We start from the raw sequence: 26,769 nt of genomic DNA, 5'->3' as shown, positions 1-26,769 counted from the left end.
CGTGGCCGAGACCACCGCGCCCCGGCGGCCCGGACGGCGACCCGCCGCCGGGGCCGCCGGGCTGCTGGTCGCCGTACCGAGCGTGGTCACCGGCTGCCGGCTCCTGGACACCGACGCGGTCACCCCCGTACCCCAGCTGCTGTCCTTCCTGCCCTGGCTGACCGTCCCGGCCGCCCTGGCGCTGCTGCTCGCTCTGGCCGCCCGGCGGTGGCCGCTCGCCGCATGGGCGGCGCTCGTGGTCGCGGTGACCGTCTGGTTCGCCCTGCCGTACGGCGCGGACACGACGACCGCCCGCGGACCCGTCGTCGAACGGCTCCGGGTGCTCGCCGCCAACGTCGAGTTCGGCGAGGCCACCGAGGACCTGGTGCGGGCCGTACGGCGGGAGCGATCGCGGCTCGTGTACGTCTCCGAGTGCGATCCCGCCTGTGTCCGCGTCCTCACCACCGCCCTGGTCACGAGCCACCCCCACCGGGCCGTCGTGGACGGGGCCGGGTCGAGGGGCTCGGTGATCCTGAGCGCGTACCCGCTCACCTACCGGCCCGCGATCCCGGCCGCGCTGGGGATGCCCGGCGCCACCGCGCGGATCGGCGGCCGGACCGTGCGGCTCCGGCTCGCGCACCCGCTGCCGCCGGTCCCGCGCCAGGTCCACCTGTGGAAGCGCGAGCTGCGGCGGGTGGCGGAGGCCGCCGCCGCCGACCGCGACGCCGGGCCCGTGCTCCTGGCCGGCGACTTCAACGCCTCCCAGGACCACGCCGCCTTCCGCTCCGTCCTCGACGCCGGCCGGCTGCACGACGCCGCCCGGCTCGCGGGCGCCGCGCGGACCCCGACCTGGCCGAGGGAGAAGCGGCTGCCGCCGTACGTCCAGATCGACCACGTGCTGGTCAGCGACGACTTCCGGGTGCGCGGGGTGCGGTTCCTCGACCTCGTGGGGACGGACCACCGGGCCGTGCTCGCCGACCTCGACCTGCACGCGGGCCGCTGATCCGCCACGCTGGATTACATGGACCACATGCACGACGACGAGCAGATCCTGGCGAACATCGGCGCCCTCGTCGAAGAGGAACGCGCCCTGCGGCAGCGGGTCGGCGGACTGCTCCCCGAGGAGCTGACCCGGCTCGCCGAACTGGAGGTGCAACTGGACCAGTGCTGGGACCTGTTGCGCCAGCGCCGCGCCAAGGCCGAGTTCGGCGAGGATCCGGACACGGCGGCGGTCCGCCCGGCGGCGGAGGTCGAGAGCTACCGCAGCTGAGTCCCGCCCCGGTGACCGTGGGGTCATGGGCAGGGGCTCCGGTCCGGCGCGCCGTAAGTTGGGGGCATGGCGCGCACCCCTCGGCTCTCCCCACCTCCCTGGCTGACCGCCGGACTCCGACCGGCCACCGCGCCCATCCCCTGGGCCGCCGTCGCCCGCGCCTCGATCGCGCTCGCCGCGCCCCTCGCCGTCGGCCTGGCCGTGGACCGGCCCGTCTACGGCGCCCTGGTCTCCATGGGCGCCCTCTCCGGCGTCATCGGCGACACCGCCGACGCGTACCGGATGCGGTTCTACAACATCGCCGTGCCCCAGCTCTTCGGCGCGCTGGGCGTCACCCTCGGCGCCCTCGTCTTCGGCCAGGGATGGCTCGCCGTCGCCGTCCTGACCCTGGTCGCGCTCGTCTCCGGGATGATCTCCTCGATCGGCGCCGTCGCCTCCGTCTCCGGCCTGCTGCTCCTCCTCAACGCCGTCGTCGGCGCCGGACTGCCCATGCCCGACCCCTGGTGGACGGCGCCGCTGCTGCTCACCCTCGGCGGGCTCGTCGTGCTCGTGCTGACCCTGCTCGGCTGGCCGCTGCGCGGCGGCGTCCCGGAGCGGGCGGCCGTGGCCGGCACCTACCGGACCCTCGCCGACCTCTTCGAAGCCGCCGGCACGGACGCGTACGACGAGAAGCGCCAGGCCGTCACCACCTCCCTCAACCAGTCCTACGACCTCGTCCTCGCCCGCCGCGCCCGGGAGCACGGCCGCGCGCCCACCCTGGTCCGGCTGCTGGCCCAGCTGAACGTGGTGATCCCGCTGGTGGAGGCCGCGCCCGCCGCGCACCAGGCGGCGCGGCGGTTCCACCGCCCGCTGCCCGACCGGATCCCGGAGGCCGTGCGCGAGCTGGCCGACGCGATCGAGGAAGGCCGCACGGGCACCCCCGTCCTGGACCTCCCGGTGGCTTCCCGCCCCTCCGAGAAGGCCGTCGACCAGGCCCTGCGCCACGCGGCGACGGTCGTCCACCAGGCGGAGCCGAAGCCCTTCAACGTGGACGACCGGCTCGGCCGGCCCGCCGCGCTGCGCGTACGGGCCCGCCGCGCGACGCGCGCCGTGCTGTTCTCGGGGGCGTCCTGGCGGTACGGGCTGCGGCTCGCACTCTGCATCGGCCTCGCCCAGGCGCTGGTCTCGCTCATCGACGTGCCCCGCTCCTACTGGGTCGCCCTCACCGTCACCTTCGTCCTGAAGCCGGACTTCGGCTCCGTCTTCTCCCGGGCCGTGCTGCGCGCCGCCGGCACCGCGGCCGGTCTGGTCGTCGCCGCGCTGGTGCTCGCCCAGGTGCCCCGCGGGTGGTGGGACGTGCCGGTGATGCTGGTGCTCGCCGCGCTGATCCCGGCCTTCTCCGCGAAGGGGTACGCCTTCCAGACCGCGGCGATCACCCCCGTCATCCTGCTGCTCTCCGACCTCCTCAACCGCCAGGGCTTCGACCTGGTGCTGCCCCGGCTCTACGACTCGCTCATCGGCTGCGCGATCGCCCTGGTCGCGGGATACCTGCTGTGGCCGGAGTCCTGGCACACCCGCATCGGCGACCGGCTCGCGGACGCGGTCGCCGACACGGCGACCTATGTGCGGCGGGCGTTCTGCCCGCCCGAGGAGGAGGAGCCCGCCGCCCGGGTACGGGCCCGGCGCGCGCTCTACCGCGACCTGTCGGCCGTACGGTCCGAGTTCCAGCGCGCCCTGACGGAGCCTCCCCCGACCGGCACCGTGGCCTCCGCCTGGTGGCCGCTGGTCGTCGCCGTGGAGCGGATCGTCGACGCGACCACCGCCGCCCGCGTCCGGGTCGACCACGGCGCCCCGGCGCCCGACCCGGCGGAAGTGGAGGCGGTGGAGCAGCAGTTGCGGGAGCTCGCGGACGGACTGCGCAGCAGCGACGTGCTCGTGGAGGTACGGGCGGAGCTGACCGGCGACGAGGAAGGGGCGTTGGAGCCCCTGCGCCAGGAGGTTCAGGCGGCCCGCGCCATCGCCACTCCCCGCCGCGAGAGGGACTAAACACCCGACGCGGGGCGTACGGATGCCCTTACCGGCGGTCACCGAACGGAACCCTCCATACCGCCGTTACCGGAATCCACGCATGCGACTACGATGCGCTCGATTCACCTTGATCCGTGCTCGTTCCGGCGAACAAGTGACCCGGCGACTCGGTCACTTCGTCCTGCACCACCCCCACGTGCCCCCAAGGACATCCGCCATGCGCACCGCCACCGGCAGAGGCCTTCAGCCCAATGTCCTCGGGACCTTCGACACGGTCGTCATGGCCGTCGCGGGCAGCGCACCCGCGTACTCCCTGGCCGCCACCACCGCCGTCCTCTTCGGCGCGGTCGGTCTGGCCGGACCGGCGGCGCTGCTCTACTGCGCGATACCGATGCTCGGCATCGTCCTCGCCTACGCCCGCCTCGGCCGGATCGACGTCAACGCCGGCGCCGGGTACTCCTGGGTCGGCCGCACCCTCCACCCCTTCCTCGGCTTCCTCTCCGGCTGGGCCCTGGTCGTCTCCGCCACCGTCTTCATGGTCGCCGGCTCACTGCCCGCCGGCGCGATGACCCTCTCCCTGATCGATCCGGACCTCGCCGACAACACCCCGCTGGCCGCCGCAGTCGGCGCCGGCTGGTTCCTGATGATGCTGCTGGTGGTCCTGGGCGGTGCCCGGCTCACCGTCCGGGCCCAACTGCTGATGTCGGGCGTCGAGATGCTGATCCTCTTCGTCTTCGTCCTCGCCGCCGTGCTGCACCGGGGGCACGCCACCGCCTTCGACTGGTCCTGGTTCGGCTTCGGCCATTTCGACGGACCGGCCGGTTTCGCCTCGGGCGCGCTGATCGCCGCGTTCTACTACTGGGGCTGGGACGTCACCAGCAACCTCAGCGAGGAGACCCGCGACAGCCGCCGTACGGCGGGATTCGCCGCCCTCGTCGGCGTCGCCTTCGTCTTCCTGCTCTTCGAGGCGTTCACCGTCGCGGTCAACGTGCTGCTGAGCGCCGGGCGGATCGAGGCCGCCGGGGCGAACGTGCTCGCCGTCCTCGGCCAGGAGATCTGGCCCGGGGTCGGCGGCAAGCTGCTGATCGCGGCGGTCCTGCTGTCCACGGTCGCCACCCTGGAGACCACCCTCATCCAGGTGACCCGCTCGCTGTTCGCGATGGGCCGCGACCGCACCCTGCCGGCCGCGCTCGGGACCGTTCACCCCCGCTGGAACACCCCGTGGGTGGCGATCGCCGCCGTCGGGGCCGCCGCGCTGCTGATGTTCGGCGCGGCGGCGGCCGCGGGTTCCGTGGGGTCGATCCTCCGCGACGCGGTCTCCGCGATCGGACTTCAGATCGCGTTCTACTACGGCCTGGCGGGCATCGCCGCCGTCGTCGCCTACAAGGGCATGCTGCTGACCTCCGTACGGAACTTCCTCGTCGGCGGCGCCTGGCCGCTGCTCGGCGCCGCTTTCATGCTGTGGGCGTTCGTCGAGTCGCTCGGTGAACTGTCCACGACCGCCCTGGTCATCGGCCTCGGCGGGCTGGTCGTCGGACTCGTGCCGATGCTGGTCTACTGGCGGAAGGGAAGCACGTACTACCGCCCTGCCCGGCTCGACGCGGCCCGCGCGCTGGCCGCCGCGGCACCGTTCGGACCGACGGCCCCGCGCACCCGCCGCGCGGACGAATCGCTCGCGACCGACTTCTGACGCCCGACGCCTCACTGCCGACTGCCGACTGCCGACTGCCGACCCTGACTCCTGGAATCCGACTTCTGGTATCCGACTTCTGAGGGAGGACCCGGATGGCCGCTCTTCGCCGACGGTCCCGCCCGGCGCGCTTCACCCCCGGCTTCGACCCGGACTACGGGGACCGTGCGCTCACCGAGGCGCGCCACGACATGGTCATCGGCCGCTGGCAGGGCGTACGGGACCTCCTGCGGGCCACCGGTGAGGACTGGCCCCGCCGTACGCACCGGCTGCGGCTCCTCGCGCACGCCGCCGCCGGCAGCTCCACGGTCGAGGCATGGCGGGCGGCCGAGCCGGACGATCCGGACGCGGCGGTGCTGCGCGCCGCGACCGAGGTGGTCCGGGTCTTCGACACGGCCATCGCGGCCGGCCGGGGCAGCACCGTGGACCGGGGACGGCTCGACGCGACCGTCGACACCTGCCTCGGCGCGGCCCGGGCGGCACCCGCCGACCCGATGCCCTGGGTCTCGCTGCTGTCGGTCGCCCGGCTCTACGAGGGCGGGGTCCCCCGCCGCGAGCTACGGCACTGGTTCGACGAGCTCCGGCGCAGGGACCCGTACAACACCGAGGGCCACACGCAGTTGCTCCGCTACTGGTCGGCGCGGTGGCACGGCACGCACGGCGCGATGTACGACTTCGCCCGGGACGCGGCGGGCGTGGCACCGCCCGGGTCGCCGCTGCCGGTACTCGTCCAGGTCGCGCGCGTGGAGGAGTACCGCTACATCGCGGACGGGGCGCTCGGGCGGGGCCCGGTGCGCGGCTTCGACCAGCACTGGAAGCACGAGCTCGCGGTCACGGAGCTGCGCCGGACGCACGCCCGCTGGATCGGCGGCCGCGAGCCGGGCCGCCCGGTCGCCCCGGAGGAGGTGCCGGACCTCAACTACCTCGCCCATGCCGCCTGTTACGCGGGGCAGGTCGAGGTGGCGCGGGAGGTGCTCGGCATGCTCGGGGCCCGGGCGACGTGGGCGCCCTGGTCGTACACCGGCGACCCGGAAGAGCAGTTCGTACGGTTCCGGGAGGGCCTGGGGGTGGTGTGAGGACGCCCCCCAGGCCCTCACACCACCGCCCTTCGGCTCAGACGCCGATGTCGCGTCCGTCCTTGCGCCAGACGGCGACGACCGACGGGCGGACCAGCTTGCCGGGACCGTCGGGCCACGCCGACTTCGGGTTCTCGACGGAGGCGCCGTCGAGCTCGCCCGGGTGCTGCACGGCGACGACCACGCGGCGGTCCTGGATGATCGGCCCGCAGGTCTCGGCGCCGGCCGGGACCGTCAGGAACTGCTTGAGCTCACCGCGCCGCTCGCCCTGCGTGGCGACACCGAACAGACCGTCGTGCGAGCCGAGCTGGTTGCCGTCGGTGGAGATCCACAGGTTGCCGTACGGGTCGAAGGCGACGTTGTCCGGGCAGGAGATGGGGGAGACCCGCTCCTTGGGGAAGCCGGCGAAGTAGGTGGCCGGGTCGTTCGGGTCGCCGGCGACCAGGAAGAGGCGCCAGGCGAACCCGTCGGAGGCCGGGTCGTCCCAGTGCTCGGCGAGCTCCAGGATCTGGCCGTGCTTGTTGAGGTTGCGCGGGTTGGCCTCGTCGGCGCCCGGGTTGGTGCCCTTGCCGCGGTTGGAGTTGTTGGTGAGCGCGACGTAGACGCGGCCGGAGCGCGGGGACGGCTCGACGTCCTCGGGGCGGTCCATCTTGGTGGCGCCGACCTTGTCACCGGCGAGGCGGGTGAAGACGTACACCTCCTCGGCGGTCATCCCGGGGACGTGCGAGACGTCGCCGGTGGCGAGGGGGATCCACTGGCCGGAACCGTCGAACTCGCCGTCGTTCGGGAGCTTGCCGGTGCCGTCGATGTCCTGCGGGCTGTCGCCGGTCAGCTTGGCGACGTACAGCGTGCCCTCGTCGAGCAGGGTGAGGTTGTGCTCACGGGCGGCCCGCGAGTTTCCCTTCTTCATCCGCTTCGAGGAGACGAACTTGTAGAAGTAGTCGAAGCGCTCGTCGTCACCCATGTAGACGACCGGACGGCCGTCCTCGGTCAGACGGGGCTGCGCGGCCTCGTGCTTGAACCGGCCCAGCGCGGTGCGCTTCTTGGGCGTGGAGTCCGGGTCGTACGGGTCGAGCTCGACGACCCAGCCCTGGCGGTGGACCTCGTTCGGCTCCTGCTTGAGGTCGAAGCGCTTGTCGAACCGCTCCCACTTGCGCTCGGTGGCGCCGGAGCCGATGCCGTACCGCTTGTCGGTGGGGCTGGACCCGTTGGCGAAGTACTGGTTGAAGTTCTCCTCCCCGTGGAGGGTGGTGCCCCACGGGGTGGTGCCGCCGGCGCAGTTGTTGAGCGTGCCGAGGACCGTGCGGCCGGACGGGTCGGCGGACGTCTTGAGCAGGTCGCTGCCGGCGGCGGGCCCGGTCAGTTCGAACTCGGACGTCGTGTGCAGCCGGCGGTTGAGCGGGTGGCGGGTGACCGGGGTCAGCTTGCCGGAGCGGTGCTCCTCCTGGACCACGACGACGGAGAGACCGTGGGCGGCCCAGGCGATCTCGACCTGCTCGCGGGTCGGGTTCTCGGAGTCGTACCCCTTGAACATCAGGATCTCGTCGGTGTACTCGTGGTTGGCGACGAGGACCTGACGGCCGTGCTCGCCCCGGAGGGGGAGAAGGCTCAGGAAGTCGTTGTTGTAGCCGAACTGTCCGGCCTGGGCCGCGGCGGTCTGCTTGTCGGCGTCGAAGGCCGGGGCACCGCGGAGGATCGGCTCGCCCCAGCGGATGACGACGTTCTGCTCGTAGCCGGCGGGGACGGAGACCCGGTCGGCGGTGTTGGGCGCGACGGGGGCGAAGCGCAGGCCGCGGGCGCCGTCGACCCTGCCGGGCCTCTGGCCGTGAGCCGTCCGGGCCTCGGCCACCGGCGCGTTGCCGACGACAGCGCCACCGGCGGCGGCGGCGACGGTCACGACGGCGGCGGCGCGCATCAGGGAGCGGCGGGAGTAGGCACCGGCTATGACGTCGCCGACGTACTCGTTGTCACTGGTGTTGGGCACCTCGTGGAAGCAGGCGTCGCCGCAACGGAACCGGCAGGTGAGGGCGGAACGGCCGCCTCCGTGCGGGTTGGTGCTCAGCAGGGGCAGCAGTTTGCGCACTTCGTCCTCCTCCGGCGCACAGTGCGCCGCCATGGTCCCGACATGGCGTCGGGAATCCGTCGGCGGCGACGCTATGTGCGCACTTCTGCACAGGGGCGGCGCCGGAGTGAACGTCGGATGAATGCGCGGAAACCGGGGGCATTCGGGGGGTGCTTGGGGCGCCGATGGCGACACACCCGGGGCCGCTAACCTTACGTGTCCGCCCTGGCCAGGGATGATTCCTCCCAGTACGGACATTCATCGCACCCAACTCATGCGAAAGGCCTCGCCCATGGGCATTCGGAGCTTGCTGCGCAAGGTGTTCGGACGCGATCGTGCGGACCAGCACGACGAAACTCCGGCAACCTCCGTCCCGCCCCAGGCGGACCGCGCGACGTCTGAGGAACCCCGGTCGGTGACACTCCCGTCGCCGACCCCGGCGGAGAAGACGACGTCCGAGGAGCCCCGGTCGGTGACGCTGCCGTCCCCGACCCCGTCGGAGACCGCGCCCGAGCGCACCACCCCGGACACGACCGACACGACCGACACGCCGGACGTGGCGGCGAAGCGCGCCGCGGACGACCTGGTGGCGGCGGCCTTCGACAACCCGAAGGTCCCGAACGCGAGGCCGGCGGAGCCGAAGGCGCAGAAGGCGCCGGAGGCCGTCGAGGAGGCGGAGACGGCCGAGGAGGCGAAGGCCGTCGAGGCGGAGGCAACCGACGAGGCGCCTGTCGCGGAGGCGGCCGTCGAGGCGGAGGCCGTCGAGGCGCCGGAGGCGGAGGCGGCCGAGGCGGCGGACGCCGAGGCGGCTGTCGTGGCCGAGCCCGAGGCAACCGAGCTGCCGGACACGACGGTGGAGCGCACGGACGCTCCCGAGCCAGCCGCCGAGAAGGTCACGGAGGGCGACGGCGACGCGACGCCGGAGGCGGAGGCCGACGGCGCCGTCACCGAAGCCGCCGAGGACGTCGAGGTCGCCGAGGTCGCCAACCCGGCCGAGGAGACCGAGGCCGCACCGGAGGCGACGGTCGACACCGACGCCACCGCGGCGGACGAGCCGAAAACCGAGGACGCGGACGCGTCCGACGACACGGCCGTGGAACCGGTGGCAGCCGCCGCTGCGGAGCCCGCCCCGGAGCCGGCTCCCGAGCCGGTCGCCGATCCCGCCCCCGAGCCGGTCGCCGCAGCGGCGGAGGCGGAGGCGGAGGCGGAGGCGCCGGACACGGACGCCTCCGAGGCTCAGCCCGCCCCCGCCACGACCGCCACGACCGCCACCACCCTCTCCCGGGTCAAGGCGGACGCCCCGTACCTCGTCGAGGCGTACAAGGCGGCCGGGGCCGTGCTCAAGAAGCAGGGGCTCGTCGGAGCGCGGGCCGCCGTGTACCTCGTCGTCGACCGGTCCGGTTCGATGCGCGGGTACTTCAAGGACGGCTCCGTGCAGCGCCTCGCCGAGCAGACCGTCGCCCTCGCCGCGCACCTCGACGAGGACGCCACCGTCACCGCCGTGTTCTTCTCCACCGACATCGACGGCACCGCCGAGCTCCGCCCCGCGGGCCTCGAGGGCCGTATCGAGGAGATCAACGCGGGCCTCGGCCGCCTGGGCCGTACGAACTACCACCGCGCCGTCGAAGAGGTCCTCGCCCACCACGAGAAGACCGACCCGACCCGGCCCGCGTTCGTCGTCTTCCAGACCGACGGCGCCCCCGAGTCGAAGACCGCGGCCACCCAGGCGCTCGCCGAGGCCGCCGACCGCCCGATCCACTGGCAGTTCGTGGCCTGGGGCGAGGAGGACAACAAGGCCTTCGACTACCTCCGTAAGCTCACCGCTCCCCGTACCGGCCACTTCCTGGCCGGCGCGACCCCGTCCGAGACCGCGCACTCCGCGTTCTACCGCGGACTGCTCGCCGACTGGCAGCTCTGACCCCCGATCCCGTGATCGTGGTGTGGGCGTGACCGTGGACCGACAAGGTCCACGGTCACGACCGGACCGCCCCCTCCCCCTCCCCGCGCACCGCTGTGGGCCCGCCCCGTCCCACCCCGCGTTATCGATGTGAGTGGATCTTGAACTGCCCGTTAGGATTTCGACCATGGCGGCCACTGGATCCGAGAAGCAGGGGGCGAAGGCGTTCTACGTCTCGACCCCCATCTACTACGTCAACGACGCTCCTCACCTGGGCCACGCCTACACGACCGTCGCAGGCGACGTGCTCACGCGCTGGCACCGTCAGCGCGGCGAGAAGGTGTGGTACCTCACCGGCACGGACGAGCACGGTCAGAAGATCATGCGCACGGCCGAGGCGAACGACGTCACGCCCCAGGCATGGTGCGACAAGCTCGTCGAGGAGGCGTGGAAGCCCCTCTGGGAGCACCTGAACATCGCGAACGACGACTTCATCCGTACGACGGAGAAGCGGCACACGGATCGCGTCCAGGAGTTCGTGCAGGACCTGTACGACAAGGGCGAGATCTACAAGGGCGGGTACGAAGGCCCGTACTGCGTGGGCTGTGAGGAGTACAAGCTCCCGGGCGATCTCATCGAGGCCGAGGACGGCACGAAGCTCTGCCCGATCCACAAGAAGCCGGTGGAGATCCTCAAGGAGGAGAACTACTTCTTCAAGCTGAGCGAGTACGGCCCGAAGCTGCTGGAGTTCTACGAGGCGAACCCGGGCTTCATCCAGCCGGAGTCGGCGCGCAACGAGGTCGTGAACTTCGTGAAGCAGGGCCTTCAGGACCTGTCGATCTCGCGCTCGACGTTCGACTGGGGCGTCCCGGTGCCGTGGGACGAGAAGCACGTCATCTACGTGTGGGTCGACGCGCTGCTGAACTACGCGACGGCGGTCGGCTACAACGAGAACCCGGAGAAGTTCGCGGAGACCTTCCCGGCCAACGTGCACCTGGTCGGCAAGGACATCCTGCGCTTCCACGCGGTGATCTGGCCGGCGATGCTGATGGCGCAGGGCCTGCCGGTGCCGGGTCGCGTCGCCGCGAACGGCTGGCTGATGGTCGGCGGCGAGAAGATGTCGAAGTCGAACCTGACCGGCATCAAGCCGCAGGACCTGACCTCGCACTTCGGCGTGGACGCGTACCGCTGGTACTTCCTGCGCGCGATCGCGTTCGGCAGCGACGGCTCGTTCTCGTGGGAGGACTTCACCGCCCGCTACACGAGCGAGCTGGCGAACGACTACGGCAACCTGGCGTCGCGCGTCGCGGCGATGGTCGGCAAGTACTTCGACGGCGCCCTGCCGGCGGCGCCGGCCGCCGGCGACGCGGAGACGGCGATCCACGAGGGCCTGGCGAAGGCCGTCGCCGTCGCCGACGCGAAGATCGGCGAGGAGCTGGACTTCCAGGGCGGCATCCTGGCGATCTTCGACTTCGTGAAGCAGGTCAACGGCTACATCACGGAGCAGGAGCCGTGGAAGGTCGCCAAGGACGAGTCGGAGGCGGGCCGCGCCCGCCTGGCGACGATCCTCTACACGGCGGCCGAGTCCCTCCGGGGCGTCGCGGTCCTCCTGAACCCGATCATGCCGGAGACCTCCCAGAAGCTCTGGGACTCCCTCGGCGCCGAGGCGTCCCTGGGCGCCCTCGCCGCCCAGCCGGTCCAGTCGGCCGGCGAGTGGGGCCGCCTCCCGGCGGGCACGACGGTGACGAAGGGCGCGGTGCTCTTCCCGCGCCTGGAGGAGCCGAAGAAGGACTGACCGCTTTCGGGCGTACGCACGGCCGTGGCCGCTGCCCCCTCCGGGGGGCGGCGGCCACCGTCGTACGCGCACGGACGCGGCGGACCGCGGCGTCCGGCTGCCGAACCAAGACGGTCGCCATGGCGCCCCCACCAGGCCCTTTCGCACACCAGGGCCCCGAGCCCCCGGCGTACCGCCCGCCGACCGCACGGACCCGGGTCCGCTTTCCGGGCCAGTACATCGACCCCGAATCGGGCATCCACTACAACTACTTCCGCTGCTACGACCCGGAATCCGCTCGATATCTCTCCCCGGAGCCCTTGGGCCTCAGCCCGGCCCCGAACCCGGCGACGTACGTCCACAATCCGCACACGTGGAGCGACCCGCTGGGGGATTGGGACCGTGCCCCCAAGGGGGAACGGGACAACCCCTTCGAGCACAGGGCCGACGCGGAGAAGGCCGCGTTCGAGGCAGCCGGCGTGCCTTACGGCACGACTCCTGACGCCGAGTGGATTGTCACAGGTGACGTGACCCGCGCCTATGCGCCGGGATATTTTTATTCTTCGAGCCCCACCCACTGGGGACCTTCAGGCAATTCGAAACCAGCGAGGGTTCGCGGGTCGCCGTAGAGCACACCTTCGACCGGGCCGGCCCTCACTTCCATGCGGGGCAGCCGAAGGTGGACGCAAGCGAGACCGGAGTGAACTTCGGGTAGGACAATTCATGCGGAGATGTTTTCCGCTACACCGATACATGGCGGATGCACGGAGCTATAGACAAGCCCGACGGGGATCACCACTTTTTCTACAGAGAAAGATGGGGAACATGGTGAAGCAACACGAGAACGAAGAGCACGGAAGTCCAGGATGGCTTGGTGCTCTGGGTCAGCAAGGACTGGAGGAGGTGAGCGGTGAGGTGTCCAGCGATGCGCCGCCCCCCAGGAAAGCAGCCCTCCTCGTGGCAGGAGGTCACGTGCGACCGACCGCTACGGTTCCCCATGCCGACCCGAACGCGAGAGATCGGGTCGATACCCTCTGGCATGAGGAGGCGGATCGCATGGCACTCCTTGACCAGGACGGCGAGTTCCTACTTCTCGCCACATATCCCGGAAGCTTCACCAGGGGGTGGATCAAAGTGAGGGACTCCGTCAGGGCCCGCCTCCCTTCACGAATCGCCAGCGTGACCGGGTCCCGAGATTTCATCGCAGTATCCGTGGACGGGAAGTCACTGTGTGCCATTTCGGTCGAAGAATACGAAGACTGGATTGTCACCCACTCCTTCGAGGGCGCCCGGCCAGGAGACCAGTAGTCCGGTGCCGGATACGCCTATTCAGAGGATCCGACCCATTGGGGGCACTTCAGGCAGTACGAAACTGAGCACGAATACCGGGTGATCGTGGAACACACGCATGATCCCGCCGGCCTGCACTGCCATGCAGGAATGCCCAAGTCATGGAAAGATACCTGGAAATCAACAAGGAAGGCGGAGATCATCATTTCTTCTGCACATGACCATGACGGCAGCCGACCCGAATGGCAGCAGAAGCTCGAGGCCAGCGGCCTCACGGTGGTGGATCACGCGGCGCCTACCGGGCTTCCCGATGTCATGTCCGCGATCTACGCTGTAAACGGGGTAGATGTGGAACCCACGGCGTCGATTAGCGATTCGCTTTCTGACGCCCCCGCCCAACTGGACCGCCAGTGGGCGGCTCACGCAACAGCCAATCGTCTCGTAACGAATGGAGGATTCTACATCCTGGCCCCCATTCCTCGCGGACATGAAGTTGGCTGGATCCATGTGAGGGATCCGATCGGAGAGAATCTGCCTTCCCGAATTCGCGCCGGTACCGGAAACTCGGAGTTCCTGACACTATCGGAAGACGGCCGGGTGATGTGCGCGGTCTCCACGGAAGAAGCAGAGACGTGGATCGTCGTACATCGCTTCTCATAACCGGATAGAGATGATCGGCGGCCTCGGTGAATACGCGGATACGGGGATACGCCCGATCGCGGGGGCGGTCGTATGGATAACTCGGCCCCCTGGCCGTGGCCTGCGGTAAAGCACTGGCGCACCGGAAGCCCGTCCGCTGGGCGCCGGTGGCGGGGGTGATTCCATGGACCGAGACATGTGAGGTGAAAGAACCGCGCCAAGCCCCACCCTTCCTCCCCGCAGGCCGGTCTCACTCACCAGAGTGAAAAACAGCAACTCGGCTGGCATTGGGACGGGTTGCTTGATCTACGCTCAGCGCGACACACCACCTCACCGCTGACATGCGTCGGCCCCCGCCGGGACGGCAATCCCAAGGCGAGGGCCTGACCATCAAGGAAGAAAGCCCACTTCCCGATGGATGCCCAGAACACTAGCGTGCGCCCCCACGCCCAGTCCCGTAACGGCGGGAAAAACCACCCCCACCGGCGTTCCGGTGGCGTCATCCACGACAACTCCCGCCACACCAACCGCTTCACGGTGATCGGCAACCACCTGGCCCAGCACGCCGAGTTGTCGCTGCTCGCCATCGGTCTGGCCGTCCACATCCAGTCCCTGCCCAGCGGCGCGTCCATCGACATCAGGACCCTCGCCGCCCGCTTCCCCGAGGGGAAAATGCGGATCGCCGCCGCCCTGCGGGAGTTGGAGGCCCACGGCTATCTGCGCCGCACCTGCGAACGCACCAGCAGCGGACGGATCGTCACCCGCACGGTCTCCTGCAACCAGCCGGGCCGAACGGCCGCCGACGACGACCCGAGACCGAAGCGCAAGCGCCCCGCCCGACGGGAGGACGTGCCGCAGCGGCGCGCCCTGCCCGCCGTACCGCGGCCCGCCTACGCCACGCCCGACCTGCTCCAGACCGCTCTCGGCGTCCTCTCCGGCCTCCGCCGTGAGGACCCGCGCCTGCTGCTCTCCGCAACCGACGCCGAGCACCTCGCCCCCGGCGTCGCCGCCTGGCTCGAACGCGACCTCACCCCGGAGGCCGTCCAACACGCCCTGACCACCGGGCTCCCCGCGGAACCCCTGCACCGCCCGGCCGCGCTCCTGGCCCACCGCCTCGCCGTCCAGCTCCCGCCCCTGCCACCGTTCCGCGCCCCGGTCACCAGGCACCCGCTCCAGAACTGCGACCACTGCGACCGCGCCTTCCGCGCCCCCGAACCGGGCACCTGCGGTGGCTGCGGTATGGGGGTTCAGCGCACCCAGTCCTTCAAGGGCTCGGTGTCCAGCTCGAATCCCACCGGCTCGGGGAGCGTGACGGACTTCCCGAACGGCACGGTCGCGACCAGCTCGTAGCGCTCACCGTCCGGCTGTGAGTGGATTTTGACCTCGCAGGTCGTCCGGTCGATCAGCAAGTACACGGGGATACCGGTCTCCGCATAGGCCCGGGGCTTCTCGACGCGGTCGCGGCGGCCGGTGTCGGAGTCACCGGAGGTGACCTCTACGACCATGAGCACGCCGTCGGCGCTCGCCCACTCGCCCTGGCCCACGAACGTGTCGCTCGGCGCGAGGCAGCCGTCGGGTCGCGCATTGCCTTTGCGGTACTTCTCGATTCTCAGGCCCTGGTCCGGGTAGAGCCACCAGCCCACGTCGGCCTGAATACACAGTCGCGTCAGCCACTCGATGATCCGCCCGTGGTCGCCGTCCGGCAACGCCTTCTCCCCGATCTTCCCGCCGATGAACTCCAGACGCAGCGATTCGTCCACACGTTCGCCAAGACGGGCGAGTTCCTCGAACCCCTCCTGAGACAGGACGCTCACGGCAGACTCCTCCCGGATCGGTGATGCCTCCCACGGTACGTGTTTGCCCGCCGTCTCCGTCGGTTCGGTCGCAGTCGCCATACGACGACCGTGGCATATGCCAACGCCTCCACACCGGCAGATATGTGCTTCTTCATCCCTCTGAGCGACAGCAAAAAGCCCGGGTCCGTCCGAAGACGGGCCCGGGCCCTTCAGTTGCTCAAAAGGTGCGTGACTACCGCGCCGCGTCCGGGTGGACCGCCTCCGTGATCGGGCGGGTGTCCGTCGGCTTCTCGGCGGTCTTCTCGACCGGCTTGCGCAGCTGGATGTTCAGCTCCCGCAGGCGCGCCTCGTCCAGCTCCGTCGGAGCGCCCATCAGCAGGTCCTGCGCGTTGCCGTTGAGCGGGAAGGCGATCGTCTCGCGAATGTTCGGCTCGTCCGCCAGCAGCATCACGATGCGGTCCACGCCCGGGGCGATGCCGCCGTGCGGCGGGGCGCCGTACTCGAAGGCGCGGAGCATGCCCGCGAACTCGTGCTCGACCGTCTCGCGCGAGTAGCCCGCGATCTCGAAGGCCTTGAACATGATCTCGGGCTCGTGGTTCCGGATCGCGCCCGAGGACAGCTCGATGCCGTTGCAGACGATGTCGTACTGCCAGCCGAGGACGTCCAGCGGGTCCTGGGTCTCCAGGGCCTCCAGGCCGCCCTGCGGCATCGAGAACGGGTTGTGCGAGAAGTCGATCTTGCCCGTCTCCTCGTCCCGCTCGTACATCGGGAAGTCGACGATCCACGCGAAGCGGAAGGCGTTCTCCTCGAACTGGCCGGCGCGCTTGGCGGCCTCGACCCGGACCGGGCCCATGATCTTGGAGACCTCGTCGAACTCGCCCGCGCCGAAGAAGACGGCGTGACCGGGCTGCAGGCCCAGACGCTCGGCGAGGACCTTGACGTTCTCCTCGGTGAGGAACTTGGCGATCGGGCCGGTGAGGGCGTTGCCCTCGCCGACGCGGACCCACGCCAGGCCCTTGGCGCCGAGGGAGACCGCGAAGTCGCCCAGCGAGTCGAAGAACTTGCGCGGCTGGTCACCCGTGTTCGGCACCGCCAGCGCGCGCACGTGCTTGCCCGCGAACGCCTTGAACTCGGAGTTCTCGAAGACGTCCGAGATGTCGACGAGCTCCAGGTCGGTGCGCAGGTCCGGCTTGTCGTTGCCGTACTTGAGCATCGACTCGCGGAACGGGATCCGCGGGAACGGGGACGAGACGTGACGCCCGCCGCCGAACTCCTCGAAGATCTCCGTCATGAGCTTCTCGATCGGCTGGAAGACGTCCTCCTGCTCGACGAAGCTCATCTCGACGTCGAGCTGGTAGAACTCGCCCGGCGAACGGTCCGCGCGGGCGTCCTCGTCGCGGAAGCACGGCGCGATCTGGAAGTAGCGGTCGAAGCCGGAGATCATCAGCAGCTGCTTGAACTGCTGCGGCGCCTGCGGCAGGGCGTAGAACTTGCCCGGGTTCAGCCGGGACGGGACCACGAAGTCACGGGCGCCCTCGGGGGAGGTCGCGGCCAGGATCGGGGTCGCCATCTCGTTGAAGCCGAGGGCCACCATCTTGGAGCGGATGGCGGCGATGACGGCCGAGCGCAGCATGATGTTGCGGTGCATGCGCTCGCGGCGCAGGTCGAGGAAGCGGTACTCCAGGCGCCGCTCCTCGTTCACGCCGTCGTCGGTGTTGACGGTGAACGGGATCTGCTTGGCCGCGCCCAGGACCTCGACCTCGGCGGCCTCGATCTCGATCTCGCCGGTGGGCAGGTCCGGGTTGACGTTCTCCGCGCCACGCGAGACGACCTTGCCGTCGACGCGGACGACGGTCTCCTTCGTCAGCTTGTCGAGCACCTCGGCGGCGGCCGTGCCGGGCCGGGCGACGAGCTGCGTGATGCCGTAGTGGTCGCGCAGATCGATGAAGAGGATGCCGCCCAGGTCGCGCCGATTGTGCAGCCAGCCGCTCAGCCGGACGTCGGTGCCGACGTCAGAGGCGCGGAGCTCGCCGCAGGTGTGGGACCTGTACCGATGCATCGTCGTTCATCCAGTCTTCGGAATCGGTGGGGAGCCCGGACGTATCCAGGCCCATCAAGGGTACCGGCCCGGCCAAGATCCCTTTTCGAATACTCTCAGTGGCGACCTGGAGTCCGATATTCATAAAGTAGGGCAATGCGCACCGAGGACGTCCTGGCCGCGATCGCGACCGGCCTGTGGCGCTGGGACAACGCTTCCGGGATCGTCACGCTCGACGCGGAGGCGGCCCGGCTCCTCGGGCTGCCCGCCGAACCCGTCCAGCTGACGGAAGCGGCCGTACGCTCGCGTTTTCATCCCGTCGACTGGAACGAGATCGACGGGGTCGTCAACCTCGCCGTGGCCGAAGGGACCCTCGCCGAGGCCCGGCTGCGGATCATGGACGGGCACGGACGGGTGATCCGTACCGTACGCAGCAGGTCCAAGCCGCTCATCGAGGGGGACGACTACCAGCTGGTCGGCACCCTCCAGGAGGTCGCCGAACCCCAGCCCGGCACCGCGGCCCGTACGCCCATCACCGGCGACTGGCGCCGCTCGCGCGAGGCGTTCCTGCTGGACGCGGGCCGGGCGCTGGCCGAGGCCCGGTCCACGGCCGAGGTGCTGCGGGTGGCCGCCTCGCTCTCCATGCCGGGCTTCTCGCCCGACGGACTCGCCGTCTTCGGTGTCGCCGGCGACCGGCTGACGATCATCGGCCACCACGGACACAGCGCGGGCGACGAGGGGCCGTTCACCTCGATCTCGGTGGACACCGACTACCCGGCGGCGGAGGTCGTACGGACCGGGCGGGCGATCTATCTGCCGACGCCCGAGGAGTACCTGCGGCGCTTCCCGGTGACCTGGCCGCTCGCACAGCGCTTCGGCCGGCAGTCCTGGGCGTACCTTCCCCTCATCGTCGCCGGCCGCACCATGGGCGCCTGGATGGCCGCCTTCAAGCACCCGGTCGCCTTCACCCCCGACGAGCGGTCCGTCCTCACCACCGTCGCCCGGATGCTCGCCCAGGCCCTCGCCCGGGCCGGGGTGGCGGAGTCCGAGCGCGAGCTGTCGCTCGGCCTGCAGCGCACGATGATGCCGGTCCTCGGCCCCGGGATCCCCGGCCTGCACGTCGCCGCGCGGTACGTCCCCACCGGCGGAGGGCTGCAGGTCGGCGGTGACTGGTACGACATGATCCAGCTCCCAGGTGGACGCATCGCCCTCGTCATCGGCGACGTCCAGGGCCACGACGTCCGCGCCGCCGGGCTGATGGGCCAGCTCCGGATCGCCCTGCGCGCCTACGCCTCCGAGGGCCACCGGCCGGACGCCGTCCTGTCCCGCGCCTCGCGCTTCCTGTACGGGATCACCGACGGGGACGGCGAGGGGGACCGGGACGCGGGCGTGAGCGCGGGCCCGGGCGCGGATGCGGGCATGAGCGTGGGTGTGAGGAGCGGTGGCGAGGGGGTGCACCGGGGCGGCGGGGACGTCGTGGGCAGTGGTCCGCGCTTCGCGACCTGCCTGTACCTGGAGATCGACCCGGTGACCGGCGTCGTGGACCTCGCCCGGGCCGGACACCCCGACCCGGCGGTCCGGATGACCGACGGAACGGTTCTCCTGCGTCCTACCGCCGGCGGGCTGCCCCTCGGCATCGTCCCGGACACCGACTATCCGACCACGCGGTTCACCCTGGAGCCCGGCGAGACCCTGATGATGTGCACCGACGGGCTCCTGGAGACCGGAGGCCACGACCTCGACACCGGCTGGGACCGCGTCCGCGCGCTGCTCGAAGGGCACGAGGGGGACTCTCTGGAGGACCTCGCCGACAGCCTCGTCGAGGCGGTCCACGGCCCCGGCTCCCACCACACCACCGGACCGCTCGCGGACCGGCGCGAGGACGACATCGCGCTCCTGCTCCTCTCCCGGCAGGGCGCGGCCGTCCGCGAGGCGCCGCGCCGCACGATGATGACCGTCGCCCAGGCGGAACCGGAGCGGATTGCGGCGGCCCGCCAGCACCTGCGCCAGCTGCTGCACGACTGGACCGACGGGGACCAGGTCGACTCGGCGGTCCTGATGGTCTCCGAGATGGTCACCAACGTGCTCATCCACACGGACGGCGACGCCCTCATCGTCGCGGAGGTGACCTGCGACGACGCCGCCCGCCGCCTGCGGGTGGAGGTCTCCGACGGGAGCGACGAGCTGCCGCACAAGCGGCATCCGGGCGAGATGGCGTCGTCGGGGCGCGGCCTGGTGCTGATGGAGATGCTGGCGCACGCGTGGGGCGTGGACCCGCGGGGCGAGGGCAAGTCGATCTGGTTCGTACTGAACGAACCGGCGTCGGGGCAAGGCTGCTGCGCGTGAGGCGGCGGCGGTAAGGCTCCCTGCGGAGGGCTGGATGGGGCGCAGAGAGGACGCCTGCCGGTGACGGAGCACCCCGAGCCGCCGCAGGGCCGGGGCGGGCCGCGGGGCCGTCTCGCGGGGCGTGCGGCGGCGGAGGAGACTGGTGTCGTACGGCCGCCGGGGGGAGCATGGAGCTTGCCATGGACACCCACAAGGTCGGGAGCGACACCACCGTCCTGGCCGACAGCCTCGAAGTGCCGGGAATCGGCCACATCCCCGCCAACGCGTACGTCCTCACGGCCAAGGAGCCGGTCGTCGTCGACACCGGACTCTCGGTGTCCGACCGGAACTTCGTGAACGCGCTCGGCGCGGTCATGGACCCCGCCGACGTCCGCTGGATCTGGCTCACGCACCCCGACCGCGATCACACCGGCGGCCTCTTCGACCTGCTGGTGGCCGCGCCCCGGGCGAAGGTCGTGACCACCTTCATCGGCGCCGGGATCATGTCCACCGAGCGTCCGCTGCCGATGGACCGCGTCTACTTCCTCAACCCAGGCCAGTCCCTGGACGTCGGTGACCGCATGCTGCGCGCCTTCAGGCCGCCGCTCTTCGACAACCCCGCCACGGTCGGCTTCTACGACGAGAAGACGCGCATCTGCTTCAGCTCCGACTGCTTCGGCGGGCCGATGCCGACCGGGGAACTCGCCGAGAGCGGGCACGCGAACGACCTCAAGCCCGAGGAACTGCGGCAGGCGCAGCTGCTGTGGGCGACCGTGGACAGTCCGTGGGTGCACGTGGTGGACCCGGTCAGGTACCGGGCGACGATCGCCCCGCTGCGGGAGATGAATCCGGAGATCGTCCTGTCCACGCATCTGCCGCCGGCGGTACGGATGACCGATCTGATGATCGACACGATCACGATGGCCCCGGACGCGGACCCGTTCGTGGGCCCGGACCAGGTGGCCCTGGAGCAGATGCTGGCCTCCTTCGAGCCGGGTGGCATTCCGGCGGCGACCTGAGGACCGGTCAGACCGGTTCCGGACCGGGGCCTGGACCGGTGTCGGGCGGTGCCGGTGACGTTCCCGTGCCCGTGCCCGTGCCCTGGGTCTCGTAACGGCTCCGCAGCTCGCCGACCACGCCGAAGAACGCCGCCGTCACGGGGACGGCGAGCAGCATGCCCAGGATCCCCGCGACGGACGCCCCGGCCGTGAGGGCGAGCAGGACGACGGCCGGGTGCATCTGCACGGTCCGGCTCTGGATCATGGGCTGGAGGACGTTGCCCTCGATGACCTGGACGGCCAGGACGACACCCAGGACCCACAGCGCGATGACGAAGCCGCGGTCGGCGAGGGCGACGAGGACGGCGACGGCTCCGGAGAGGAAGGCGCCGAGGTACGGGATGTACGCCGTGACGAAGACGAGCGCGCCGAGCCCGACGGCGCCGGGCACCCGCAGGATCAGCAGTCCGAGGGTGATGAGGACGGCGTCGACCAGGGCGACGATCGTCGTGCCCCGCATGAAGCCCTCGACGGCCTCGAAGGCCCGGCGGCCCATGGCCTCCAGGGTGTCGCCGGTCGAGCGGGGCGCGAGCGAGCGCAGGACGCCGACGGCCTTGTCGGAGTCGCGGAGGAAGAAGAAGATCAGCAGCAGGGCGAGCAGGGCGGTGGCCGCCACCTCGCCGACGACGCTCAGCCCCGAGATCACCCCGGAGGCGGCGGTCCCGCCGAACTTCTCCAGCAGCCGCCGCGCGTTCCTGGCGATGTCGTCGATCGAGGTGCCGGCCGCGCCGAGGTGCTGGGCGATGTCGTCGGCGGCCTGCCGCAGCGAGGCGACGATCTGGTCGCCGGTCTCGATGAGCGCGACGACCACGATGTAGGTGGCGCCGCCGACGAAGGCGAGCACGGCGAGGACGGTGAGTCCGGCGGCGAGCGATGTGCGCACCTTCATCCGTTGCAGGCGCCGGTGGAGCGGCCCGAGGAGCGCGGTGCCGAGGATGGCGAGCAGGACGGGGGTCACCACCGTCTTGAACACGACGCACAGCCAGATGCCGACGGCGGCGACCCCCGCGACGAGCAGCAGGGCGGCGCACCATGCGGCGACCCGGCGGACGGGCTCGGGGAGGAACGGACGGTGCGGGCTCGGGGGGCCCTGCGCGCTCCGGGGCTGCGGCGGTGGGGGCTGCACCCGTCCACCGGATCACGCCGTCCGGTGTGTCGTCCTGCAGGACGGGCCGGACGGGTGACGCTCCGTCAGGCTCGAATGCGCAGAAGGCCCGACCGCGGTGCGCGGAGAAGGTCCTCTCGCGGTGCGCGGAGAAGGTCCTCCCGCGGTACGCGGAGAACGCCCGCCCGAGCGTACGGGCGCGACGACGGGGCCGGGCGTGTGCCCGGCCTCGTACCCGTACCTCTCCCGACCGCTCCGGCGTCCGTTACTCGCCCATCCCGTGGACCGCCGGGATCGTGCCGAGCCGGCCCGCCTGGAAGTCCTCGAACGCCTGGCGCAGCTCGGCCTGGGTGTTCATCACGAAGGGGCCGTAGTGGGCCATCGGCTCGCGGATCGGCCGGCCGCCGAGGACGACGACCTCCAGGTCGGGCGTGTGCCCGTCCTGCGTCTCGTCGGCCCGGACCGTCAGCGCGCCGCCCTTGCCGAAGACCGCGGTCTGGCCGTTGTGGACCGGCCGCCGTTCCGCGCCGACGGAGCCGCGCCCGGCGAGGACGTAGACGAGCCCGTTGAAGTCCTCGCGCCAGGGCAGGGTCACCTCGGCACCCGGCCGGACCGTCGCGTGGATCATCGAGATCGGCGTGTGCGTGATGCCCGGGCCGGCGTGGCCGTCGAGCTCACCGGCGATGACGCGCAGGAGCGCGCCGCCGTCGGGAGAGGTCAGCAGCTGCACCTGGCCGCCGCGGATGTCCTGGTAGCGGGGGGCCATCATCTTGTCGGAGGCCGGCAGGTTCACCCACAGCTGGAGCCCGTGGAAGAGCCCGCCGCTGACGACGAGGTGCTCCGGCGGGGCCTCGATGTGGAGGAGTCCGGACCCGGCGGTCATCCACTGGGTGTCACCGTTGGTGATGGTGCCGCCACCGCCGTTGGAGTCCTGGTGGTCGAAGACGCCGTCGATGATGTAGGTGACGGTCTCGAAGCCGCGGTGGGGGTGCCACGGCGTCCCCTTCGGCTCGCCGGGGGCGTACTCCACCTCCCCCATCTGGTCCATCATGATGAACGGGTCGAGGTACTGGTAGTTGATCCCGGCGAACGCGCGGCGCACCGGGAAACCCTCGCCCTCGAAGCCGGAAGGTGCCGTGGTCACGGCGAGCACGGGGCGGGAGACGGCGTCGGCCGGGGCGGCGACGCGCGGCAGGGTGAGCGGGTTCTCGACAGTCACAGCGGGCATGGCGGGACCTCCTTGTGCGACCAGTTTAGTTGAACAATGAACTTCCTGCCACCCGGAACGCCGAGCGCCCGGGAGGAATTCCTCCCGGGCGCTCTCCCACGTACCAGCGTGGGTCAGCCGTACATCCGGCGCATCGCGAAGTCGACCATCTGCTCGACGGCCTTCGCGTCGAAGACCATCCGGTGGTCGCCCTCCATGTCCAGGACGAAGCCGTAGCCGGTCGGCAGCAGGTCGATCACCTCGGCCCCGGTGATCACGAAGTACTTCGACTCCTTGCCCGCGTACCGCCGCAGCTCCTTCAGGGAGGTGAACATCGGGATGACCGGCTGCTGGGTGTTGTGCAGTGCGAGGAAGCCGGGGTTGTCCCCGCGCGGGCAGTAGACCTTCGAGGTCGCGAAGATCTGCTGGAAGTCCTCGGCCGCGAGGGAACCGGTCGTGAAGGCCCGCACGGCGTCGGCGAGCGACGGCGGCGACGGCTCTGGGTACAGGGGAGGCTGCTGGGCGTAGCCGGCCTGCGCGCCGCCCTGCATGCCGCCCTGCATCGGCTGCTGCGGCGGGCCGTAATGCTGCCCGGCACCCGGAGTCTGGTCATAGCCGTACATGCGACCAGACTATCGACCCGCGAGGCGGCCGCGGCACCGTCCGCACTCCTCTTCGCACCGTACGGCCTCTCTTGCTAGGTTCGCGGAAGCAATCCGGCCACCACGGGGGTGAAAGATGGCGTTGAACGCCGCTTGGCAGGAACTCATCGGGGAACGACCCGCCGGCATGAACCTCGCGGGACTCCCCGACGAAGGCGGAGGCGGCGGAGGCGGCCCCGACCTCAAGGCCGACGTGGGTCCCTGGCACAGCGCGGGCAACACCGCCGGCGAACTGCGCGTCTCCACGTCGACCTCGCTGACCGACCTGGAGACGGCGAACGAGGGCGTGAGCGGCGGCACCGCCGGCTTCACCTCCGCCGCGGCCCTCACCGAGATCCTCGGCACCTGGAAGACCCGTCTCACCAACGTCCGCGAGGAGTGCGGCCGCCTGGAGGGCGCCCTCAAGGCCGCCGGGCGGGACTTCGGCGAGCGCGAGGCGGACACGAAGCGCAAGGTCGCCGCGGCGGACCCGGCCGGCGCAGGACCGGCCGTGAAGAAGGAGAACTAGTCCCGTGCCCACCTGGCAGCAGCTCCGGGACGTGAAGCTCTCGGAATTCACCGACGCCGCCGACGGCTGGGGGAAGGTCAGCTCCCGGTCGAACGCCGACAAGGACCGCGTGGACAACGGCATGTTCGCCAAGATCCACGACACCCAGAAGGGCGACGCCGCCGAGAAGGCGACCGCCGACGTCCAGCAGCTCTCCCGCAACTACCAGTACCTGCACGCGGAGTGCGGCCTCGTCCGTACGGCGCTGAACGGTCTGGCCAGCGAACTGGCCGGTCCCCAGAAGAAGCTGAAGCAGGCCCTGGAGGACGCGGAGAACCTGAAGTTCACCGTGAAGCCCGACGGCTCGGTCGAGTACCCCACCGACTCCTTCGTCCTGGCGCCCGGCACGAACACCGCCCACGAGGGCGCGCCCGTGCCGTACGCCCCCGGCAAGGGTGAGGGCGTCGGTTCCGCCGACGCCAACAAGGGCAAGGCCGAGGACATCGCCGAGCGCATAGGCCAGGCCGTCCGCGAGGCCAACGAGATAGACGGCCGGTACGCCGCCGTCCTGCGCGAGCTCAAGGCCGAGCCGGGCCTCACCGTCAGCGACGCGACCCTCGCCGACGCCGCCAGGGACACCAGGGCGATGCAGCAGGCGGCGGGCACGTACGCCGACGACGGCAAGATCCCCCAGGGCAAGTCTCCCAAGGAGAACGCCGACTGGTGGAACAGCCTCACCCCGGAGCAGCGCGACGAGTACGCGACGCTCTACCCCGCCTCCATCGGCGCCCTGGACGGCATCCCCTCCACCGTCCGCGACGACGCCAACCGCCTGGTCCTGGCCGAGACCCGGGCCCAGGCCCAGCTGGACTTCAACGCCATCCCGAAGCCGCCGCAGGAGTACATCCAGAACCCCAGCGGCCAATACCCGGCGGTCATCAAGAACCCCGCCTTCCTGCAGTGGGACAAGCAGCACGGCGACCGCTACGCCCACCTCGAAAGTTCGCTGAAGGGCATGAACGCCATCGAGGCGCGCTTCGCGCAGACGGGCAAGGAGGGGCTGCCCGAGGCCTATCTGCTGGGCTTCTCCTCGGAGGGCAACGGCCGGGCGATCATCGCCAACGGCAATCCGGACACCGCGAAGCACACGGCGGTGTACGTGCCCGGCACGACGTCGAACCTCGGCAGCATCGGCGGGAACATCGACCGCATGGTCGACCTCTGGCGCTCCACGGACCGCCTGCCCGGGGACGACTCCGTCTCGACGATCACCTGGCTGGGGTACGACGCCCCGCAGGACATCGTGAAGGACGCCCCCTTCGAGCACTACGCGACCGACGGCGCGCCGGCCTACAACAAGTTCATGGAGGGCCTGGAGGTCGCCCAGGGCGGCCCCGACAAGAGCCATACGACCGCCGTCGGCCACTCGTACGGCACGACCCTTCTCGGCGCCGCCGCCCGCGACGGGCATCTGCGCGCCGACGACATGATCGTGGCCGGCAGCCCGGGCGTCCTGGTGGGCTCGGCGGAGGAGCTGGACGTGCCGAAGGGGCACGTGTGGAACCAGGAGGCGGACGGCGACGCCGTACCGGACATCGGCCGGTGGGGTCACGGCGGCAGCCAGTGGCGGCTCGGCGGCGGCGTCTTCCTGATCCCCAGCGACGAGGTGTTCGGGGCCAACCAGATGTCGACGGACACCGAGGGCCACAGCGACTACTGGAAGCGGGACAGCCAGAGCCTGAACGACCAGGCAGCGGTTGTGGCCGGTCAATACGGCAAGGTGAAGCACGATGAATAGGCTCCGGGCCGGCGCCCTGGTGGTGGCGGCGGCACTTCTCACACTCACGGGATGCAGCATGGACGAGTCCAGCGGAACGAAGGTGGTCGGCGTCCGCGACCAGGAGGAGACGAACGCCGAGACCAAGAGGGTATCGAGCGAGATCTACGACCTGATCGGGGTCAAGGGCACCCCGTCCAAGGGCGGCGCGGGGGTCATGTCCTGCGAGGGCAAGGACACCGAGAAGTTCTACGCGATCAAGCACCCGTGGAGCCTCACGGCCGGCACCGACGAGGAGCTGGCCGGGGCCATGGAGCGGCTGAAGACGGAGCTCCCCGAGCGGGGCTGGAAGATCGTGAAGTACGGTCCCGACTCCAGCCCCTCCAAGAACCTCGAGCTCACCGCCGACAACGACGAGCGGAAGTTCGGCGTCCACATCAGCTTCTGGCGCAAGAACAGCGGCGGGGACACCAACCCGCCCTCATTGATCATCGACGTGATCTCGGGCTGTTACGAGGTCCCGGAGGGCCAGAAGGTCGAGCACTACTGAGCCGCACCGTGCCTGCACGGAGAAGGGCCCGGGCGCGCCGCGTCCCGGGCCCTCCCGCGTGCGGCCCGTCACAGAGGGCC

At 70.9% G+C, this 26,769-nt stretch carries 21 protein-coding genes and 1 pseudogene; 16 read left to right on the top strand and 6 right to left on the bottom strand.

Annotated elements, in window-relative coordinates; genetic code table 11:
- The first annotated feature begins 1 nt into the window (after position 1).
- The 5 genes from ACZ4VW_RS12590 (at position 2) to ACZ4VW_RS12570 (ending at position 6,022) form a co-directional block, all read left to right on the top strand.
- The gene (locus tag ACZ4VW_RS12590) at positions 2-982 is read left to right on the top strand and encodes an endonuclease/exonuclease/phosphatase family protein (protein ID WP_467961343.1); all 981 of its coding nucleotides are present in this window, start codon (positions 2-4) and stop codon (positions 980-982) included.
- An 18-nt stretch (positions 983-1,000) separates the two neighbouring features.
- The gene (locus tag ACZ4VW_RS12585; protein ID WP_467961342.1) at positions 1,001-1,249 is read left to right on the top strand and encodes a DUF2630 family protein; all 249 of its coding nucleotides are present in this window, start codon (positions 1,001-1,003) and stop codon (positions 1,247-1,249) included.
- A 66-nt stretch (positions 1,250-1,315) separates the two neighbouring features.
- On the top strand, positions 1,316-3,274 hold the full coding sequence (locus tag ACZ4VW_RS12580; protein ID WP_467961340.1) for an FUSC family protein: 1,959 nt from the start codon (positions 1,316-1,318) through the stop codon (positions 3,272-3,274).
- Between the two features lie 199 nt (positions 3,275-3,473).
- Positions 3,474-4,946, top strand: coding sequence for an APC family permease (locus tag ACZ4VW_RS12575; protein ID WP_467961338.1), 1,473 nt, complete (start codon positions 3,474-3,476; stop codon positions 4,944-4,946).
- A 95-nt stretch (positions 4,947-5,041) separates the two neighbouring features.
- Complete coding sequence (locus ACZ4VW_RS12570; RefSeq protein ID WP_467961336.1) at positions 5,042-6,022, top strand: hypothetical protein; 981 nt, start codon at positions 5,042-5,044, stop codon at positions 6,020-6,022.
- A gap of 37 nt (positions 6,023-6,059) precedes the next feature.
- On the opposite strand, the gene ACZ4VW_RS12565 is transcribed toward ACZ4VW_RS12570, so the two are convergent.
- Positions 6,060-8,105: a PhoX family protein gene (locus tag ACZ4VW_RS12565; protein WP_467961334.1), complete on the bottom strand. Its 2,046-nt coding sequence runs from the start codon at positions 8,103-8,105 to the stop codon at positions 6,060-6,062.
- A 394-nt stretch (positions 8,106-8,499) separates the two neighbouring features.
- Between ACZ4VW_RS12565 and ACZ4VW_RS12560 the strand changes: the two genes are divergently transcribed.
- From ACZ4VW_RS12560 to ACZ4VW_RS12535, 6 genes and pseudogenes are all read left to right on the top strand, one after another.
- Positions 8,500-10,002 carry a VWA domain-containing protein gene (locus ACZ4VW_RS12560; RefSeq protein ID WP_467961332.1) on the top strand — a complete coding sequence of 501 codons (1,503 nt, stop codon included), beginning with the start codon at positions 8,500-8,502 and terminating at the stop codon, positions 10,000-10,002.
- 166 nt (positions 10,003-10,168) lie between these two features.
- Positions 10,169-11,776 (top strand): methionine--tRNA ligase, encoded by a 1,608-nt coding sequence (gene metG / locus ACZ4VW_RS12555; protein WP_467961330.1) that lies wholly within the window; start codon positions 10,169-10,171, stop codon positions 11,774-11,776.
- Between the two features lie 182 nt (positions 11,777-11,958).
- A pseudogene (locus tag ACZ4VW_RS12550) lies at positions 11,959-12,587 on the top strand (RHS repeat-associated core domain-containing protein); the annotation flags it as partial.
- Positions 12,581-13,063, top strand: a complete 483-nt coding sequence (locus ACZ4VW_RS12545; RefSeq protein WP_467961328.1) for a hypothetical protein — start codon at positions 12,581-12,583, stop codon at positions 13,061-13,063. The pseudogene ACZ4VW_RS12550 and the gene ACZ4VW_RS12545, both read left to right, overlap by 7 nt.
- Positions 13,064-13,144: 81 nt before the next feature.
- Positions 13,145-13,705 (top strand): hypothetical protein, encoded by a 561-nt coding sequence (locus ACZ4VW_RS12540; protein WP_467961326.1) that lies wholly within the window; start codon positions 13,145-13,147, stop codon positions 13,703-13,705.
- Positions 13,706-14,119: 414 nt separating this feature from the next.
- Positions 14,120-15,034, top strand: a complete 915-nt coding sequence (locus tag ACZ4VW_RS12535; RefSeq protein ID WP_467961324.1) for a helix-turn-helix domain-containing protein — start codon at positions 14,120-14,122, stop codon at positions 15,032-15,034.
- On the opposite strand, the gene ACZ4VW_RS12530 is transcribed toward ACZ4VW_RS12535, so the two are convergent.
- Both ACZ4VW_RS12530 and aspS read right to left on the bottom strand, forming a co-directional pair.
- Positions 14,932-15,579 carry a Uma2 family endonuclease gene (locus tag ACZ4VW_RS12530; protein ID WP_467961322.1) on the bottom strand — a complete coding sequence of 216 codons (648 nt, stop codon included), beginning with the start codon at positions 15,577-15,579 and terminating at the stop codon, positions 14,932-14,934. The two genes, ACZ4VW_RS12535 and ACZ4VW_RS12530, sit on opposite strands and share 103 nt — an antisense overlap.
- Positions 15,580-15,712: 133 nt before the next feature.
- A complete protein-coding gene (aspS, locus tag ACZ4VW_RS12525) occupies positions 15,713-17,539 on the bottom strand; it encodes an aspartate--tRNA ligase (RefSeq protein ID WP_467961320.1) in 1,827 nt (608 codons plus the stop codon).
- 135 nt (positions 17,540-17,674) lie between these two features.
- On the opposite strand from aspS, the gene ACZ4VW_RS12520 reads away from it, so the two are divergent.
- Both ACZ4VW_RS12520 and ACZ4VW_RS12515 read left to right on the top strand, forming a co-directional pair.
- Positions 17,675-19,864 carry a SpoIIE family protein phosphatase gene (locus ACZ4VW_RS12520; RefSeq protein WP_467961318.1) on the top strand — a complete coding sequence of 730 codons (2,190 nt, stop codon included), beginning with the start codon at positions 17,675-17,677 and terminating at the stop codon, positions 19,862-19,864.
- A gap of 179 nt (positions 19,865-20,043) precedes the next feature.
- Positions 20,044-20,862: an oxygen-binding di-iron domain-containing protein gene (locus ACZ4VW_RS12515; protein WP_467961316.1), complete on the top strand. Its 819-nt coding sequence runs from the start codon at positions 20,044-20,046 to the stop codon at positions 20,860-20,862.
- 7 nt (positions 20,863-20,869) lie between these two features.
- Here ACZ4VW_RS12515 and ACZ4VW_RS12510 read toward each other — a convergent pair whose 3' ends face one another.
- From ACZ4VW_RS12510 to ACZ4VW_RS12500, 3 genes are all read right to left on the bottom strand, one after another.
- Entirely contained in the window at positions 20,870-21,922 is a 1,053-nt protein-coding gene (locus tag ACZ4VW_RS12510; RefSeq protein WP_467961883.1) for an AI-2E family transporter, read from the bottom strand.
- A 349-nt stretch (positions 21,923-22,271) separates the two neighbouring features.
- Entirely contained in the window at positions 22,272-23,234 is a 963-nt protein-coding gene (locus ACZ4VW_RS12505; RefSeq protein ID WP_467961314.1) for a pirin family protein, read from the bottom strand.
- A 113-nt stretch (positions 23,235-23,347) separates the two neighbouring features.
- Positions 23,348-23,836, bottom strand: a complete 489-nt coding sequence (locus tag ACZ4VW_RS12500; protein WP_467961312.1) for an SseB family protein — start codon at positions 23,834-23,836, stop codon at positions 23,348-23,350.
- A 115-nt stretch (positions 23,837-23,951) separates the two neighbouring features.
- Between ACZ4VW_RS12500 and ACZ4VW_RS12495 the strand changes: the two genes are divergently transcribed.
- The 3 genes from ACZ4VW_RS12495 to ACZ4VW_RS12485 are packed head-to-tail and all read left to right on the top strand — an operon-like array spanning position 23,952 to position 26,689.
- On the top strand, positions 23,952-24,383 hold the full coding sequence (locus tag ACZ4VW_RS12495) for a hypothetical protein (RefSeq protein WP_467961310.1): 432 nt from the start codon (positions 23,952-23,954) through the stop codon (positions 24,381-24,383).
- Between the two features lie 4 nt (positions 24,384-24,387).
- Positions 24,388-26,160, top strand: a complete 1,773-nt coding sequence (locus tag ACZ4VW_RS12490; protein ID WP_467961309.1) for an alpha/beta hydrolase — start codon at positions 24,388-24,390, stop codon at positions 26,158-26,160.
- On the top strand, positions 26,153-26,689 hold the full coding sequence (locus tag ACZ4VW_RS12485; protein ID WP_467961307.1) for a hypothetical protein: 537 nt from the start codon (positions 26,153-26,155) through the stop codon (positions 26,687-26,689). The genes ACZ4VW_RS12490 and ACZ4VW_RS12485 overlap by 8 nt, the downstream gene beginning before the upstream one ends.
- Positions 26,690-26,769: the final 80 nt, after the last annotated feature.

The sequence above is a fragment of the Streptomyces sp. NPDC029139 genome, from assembly GCF_055564335.1.
This window is presented reverse-complemented; position numbering and strand designations above follow the sequence as displayed.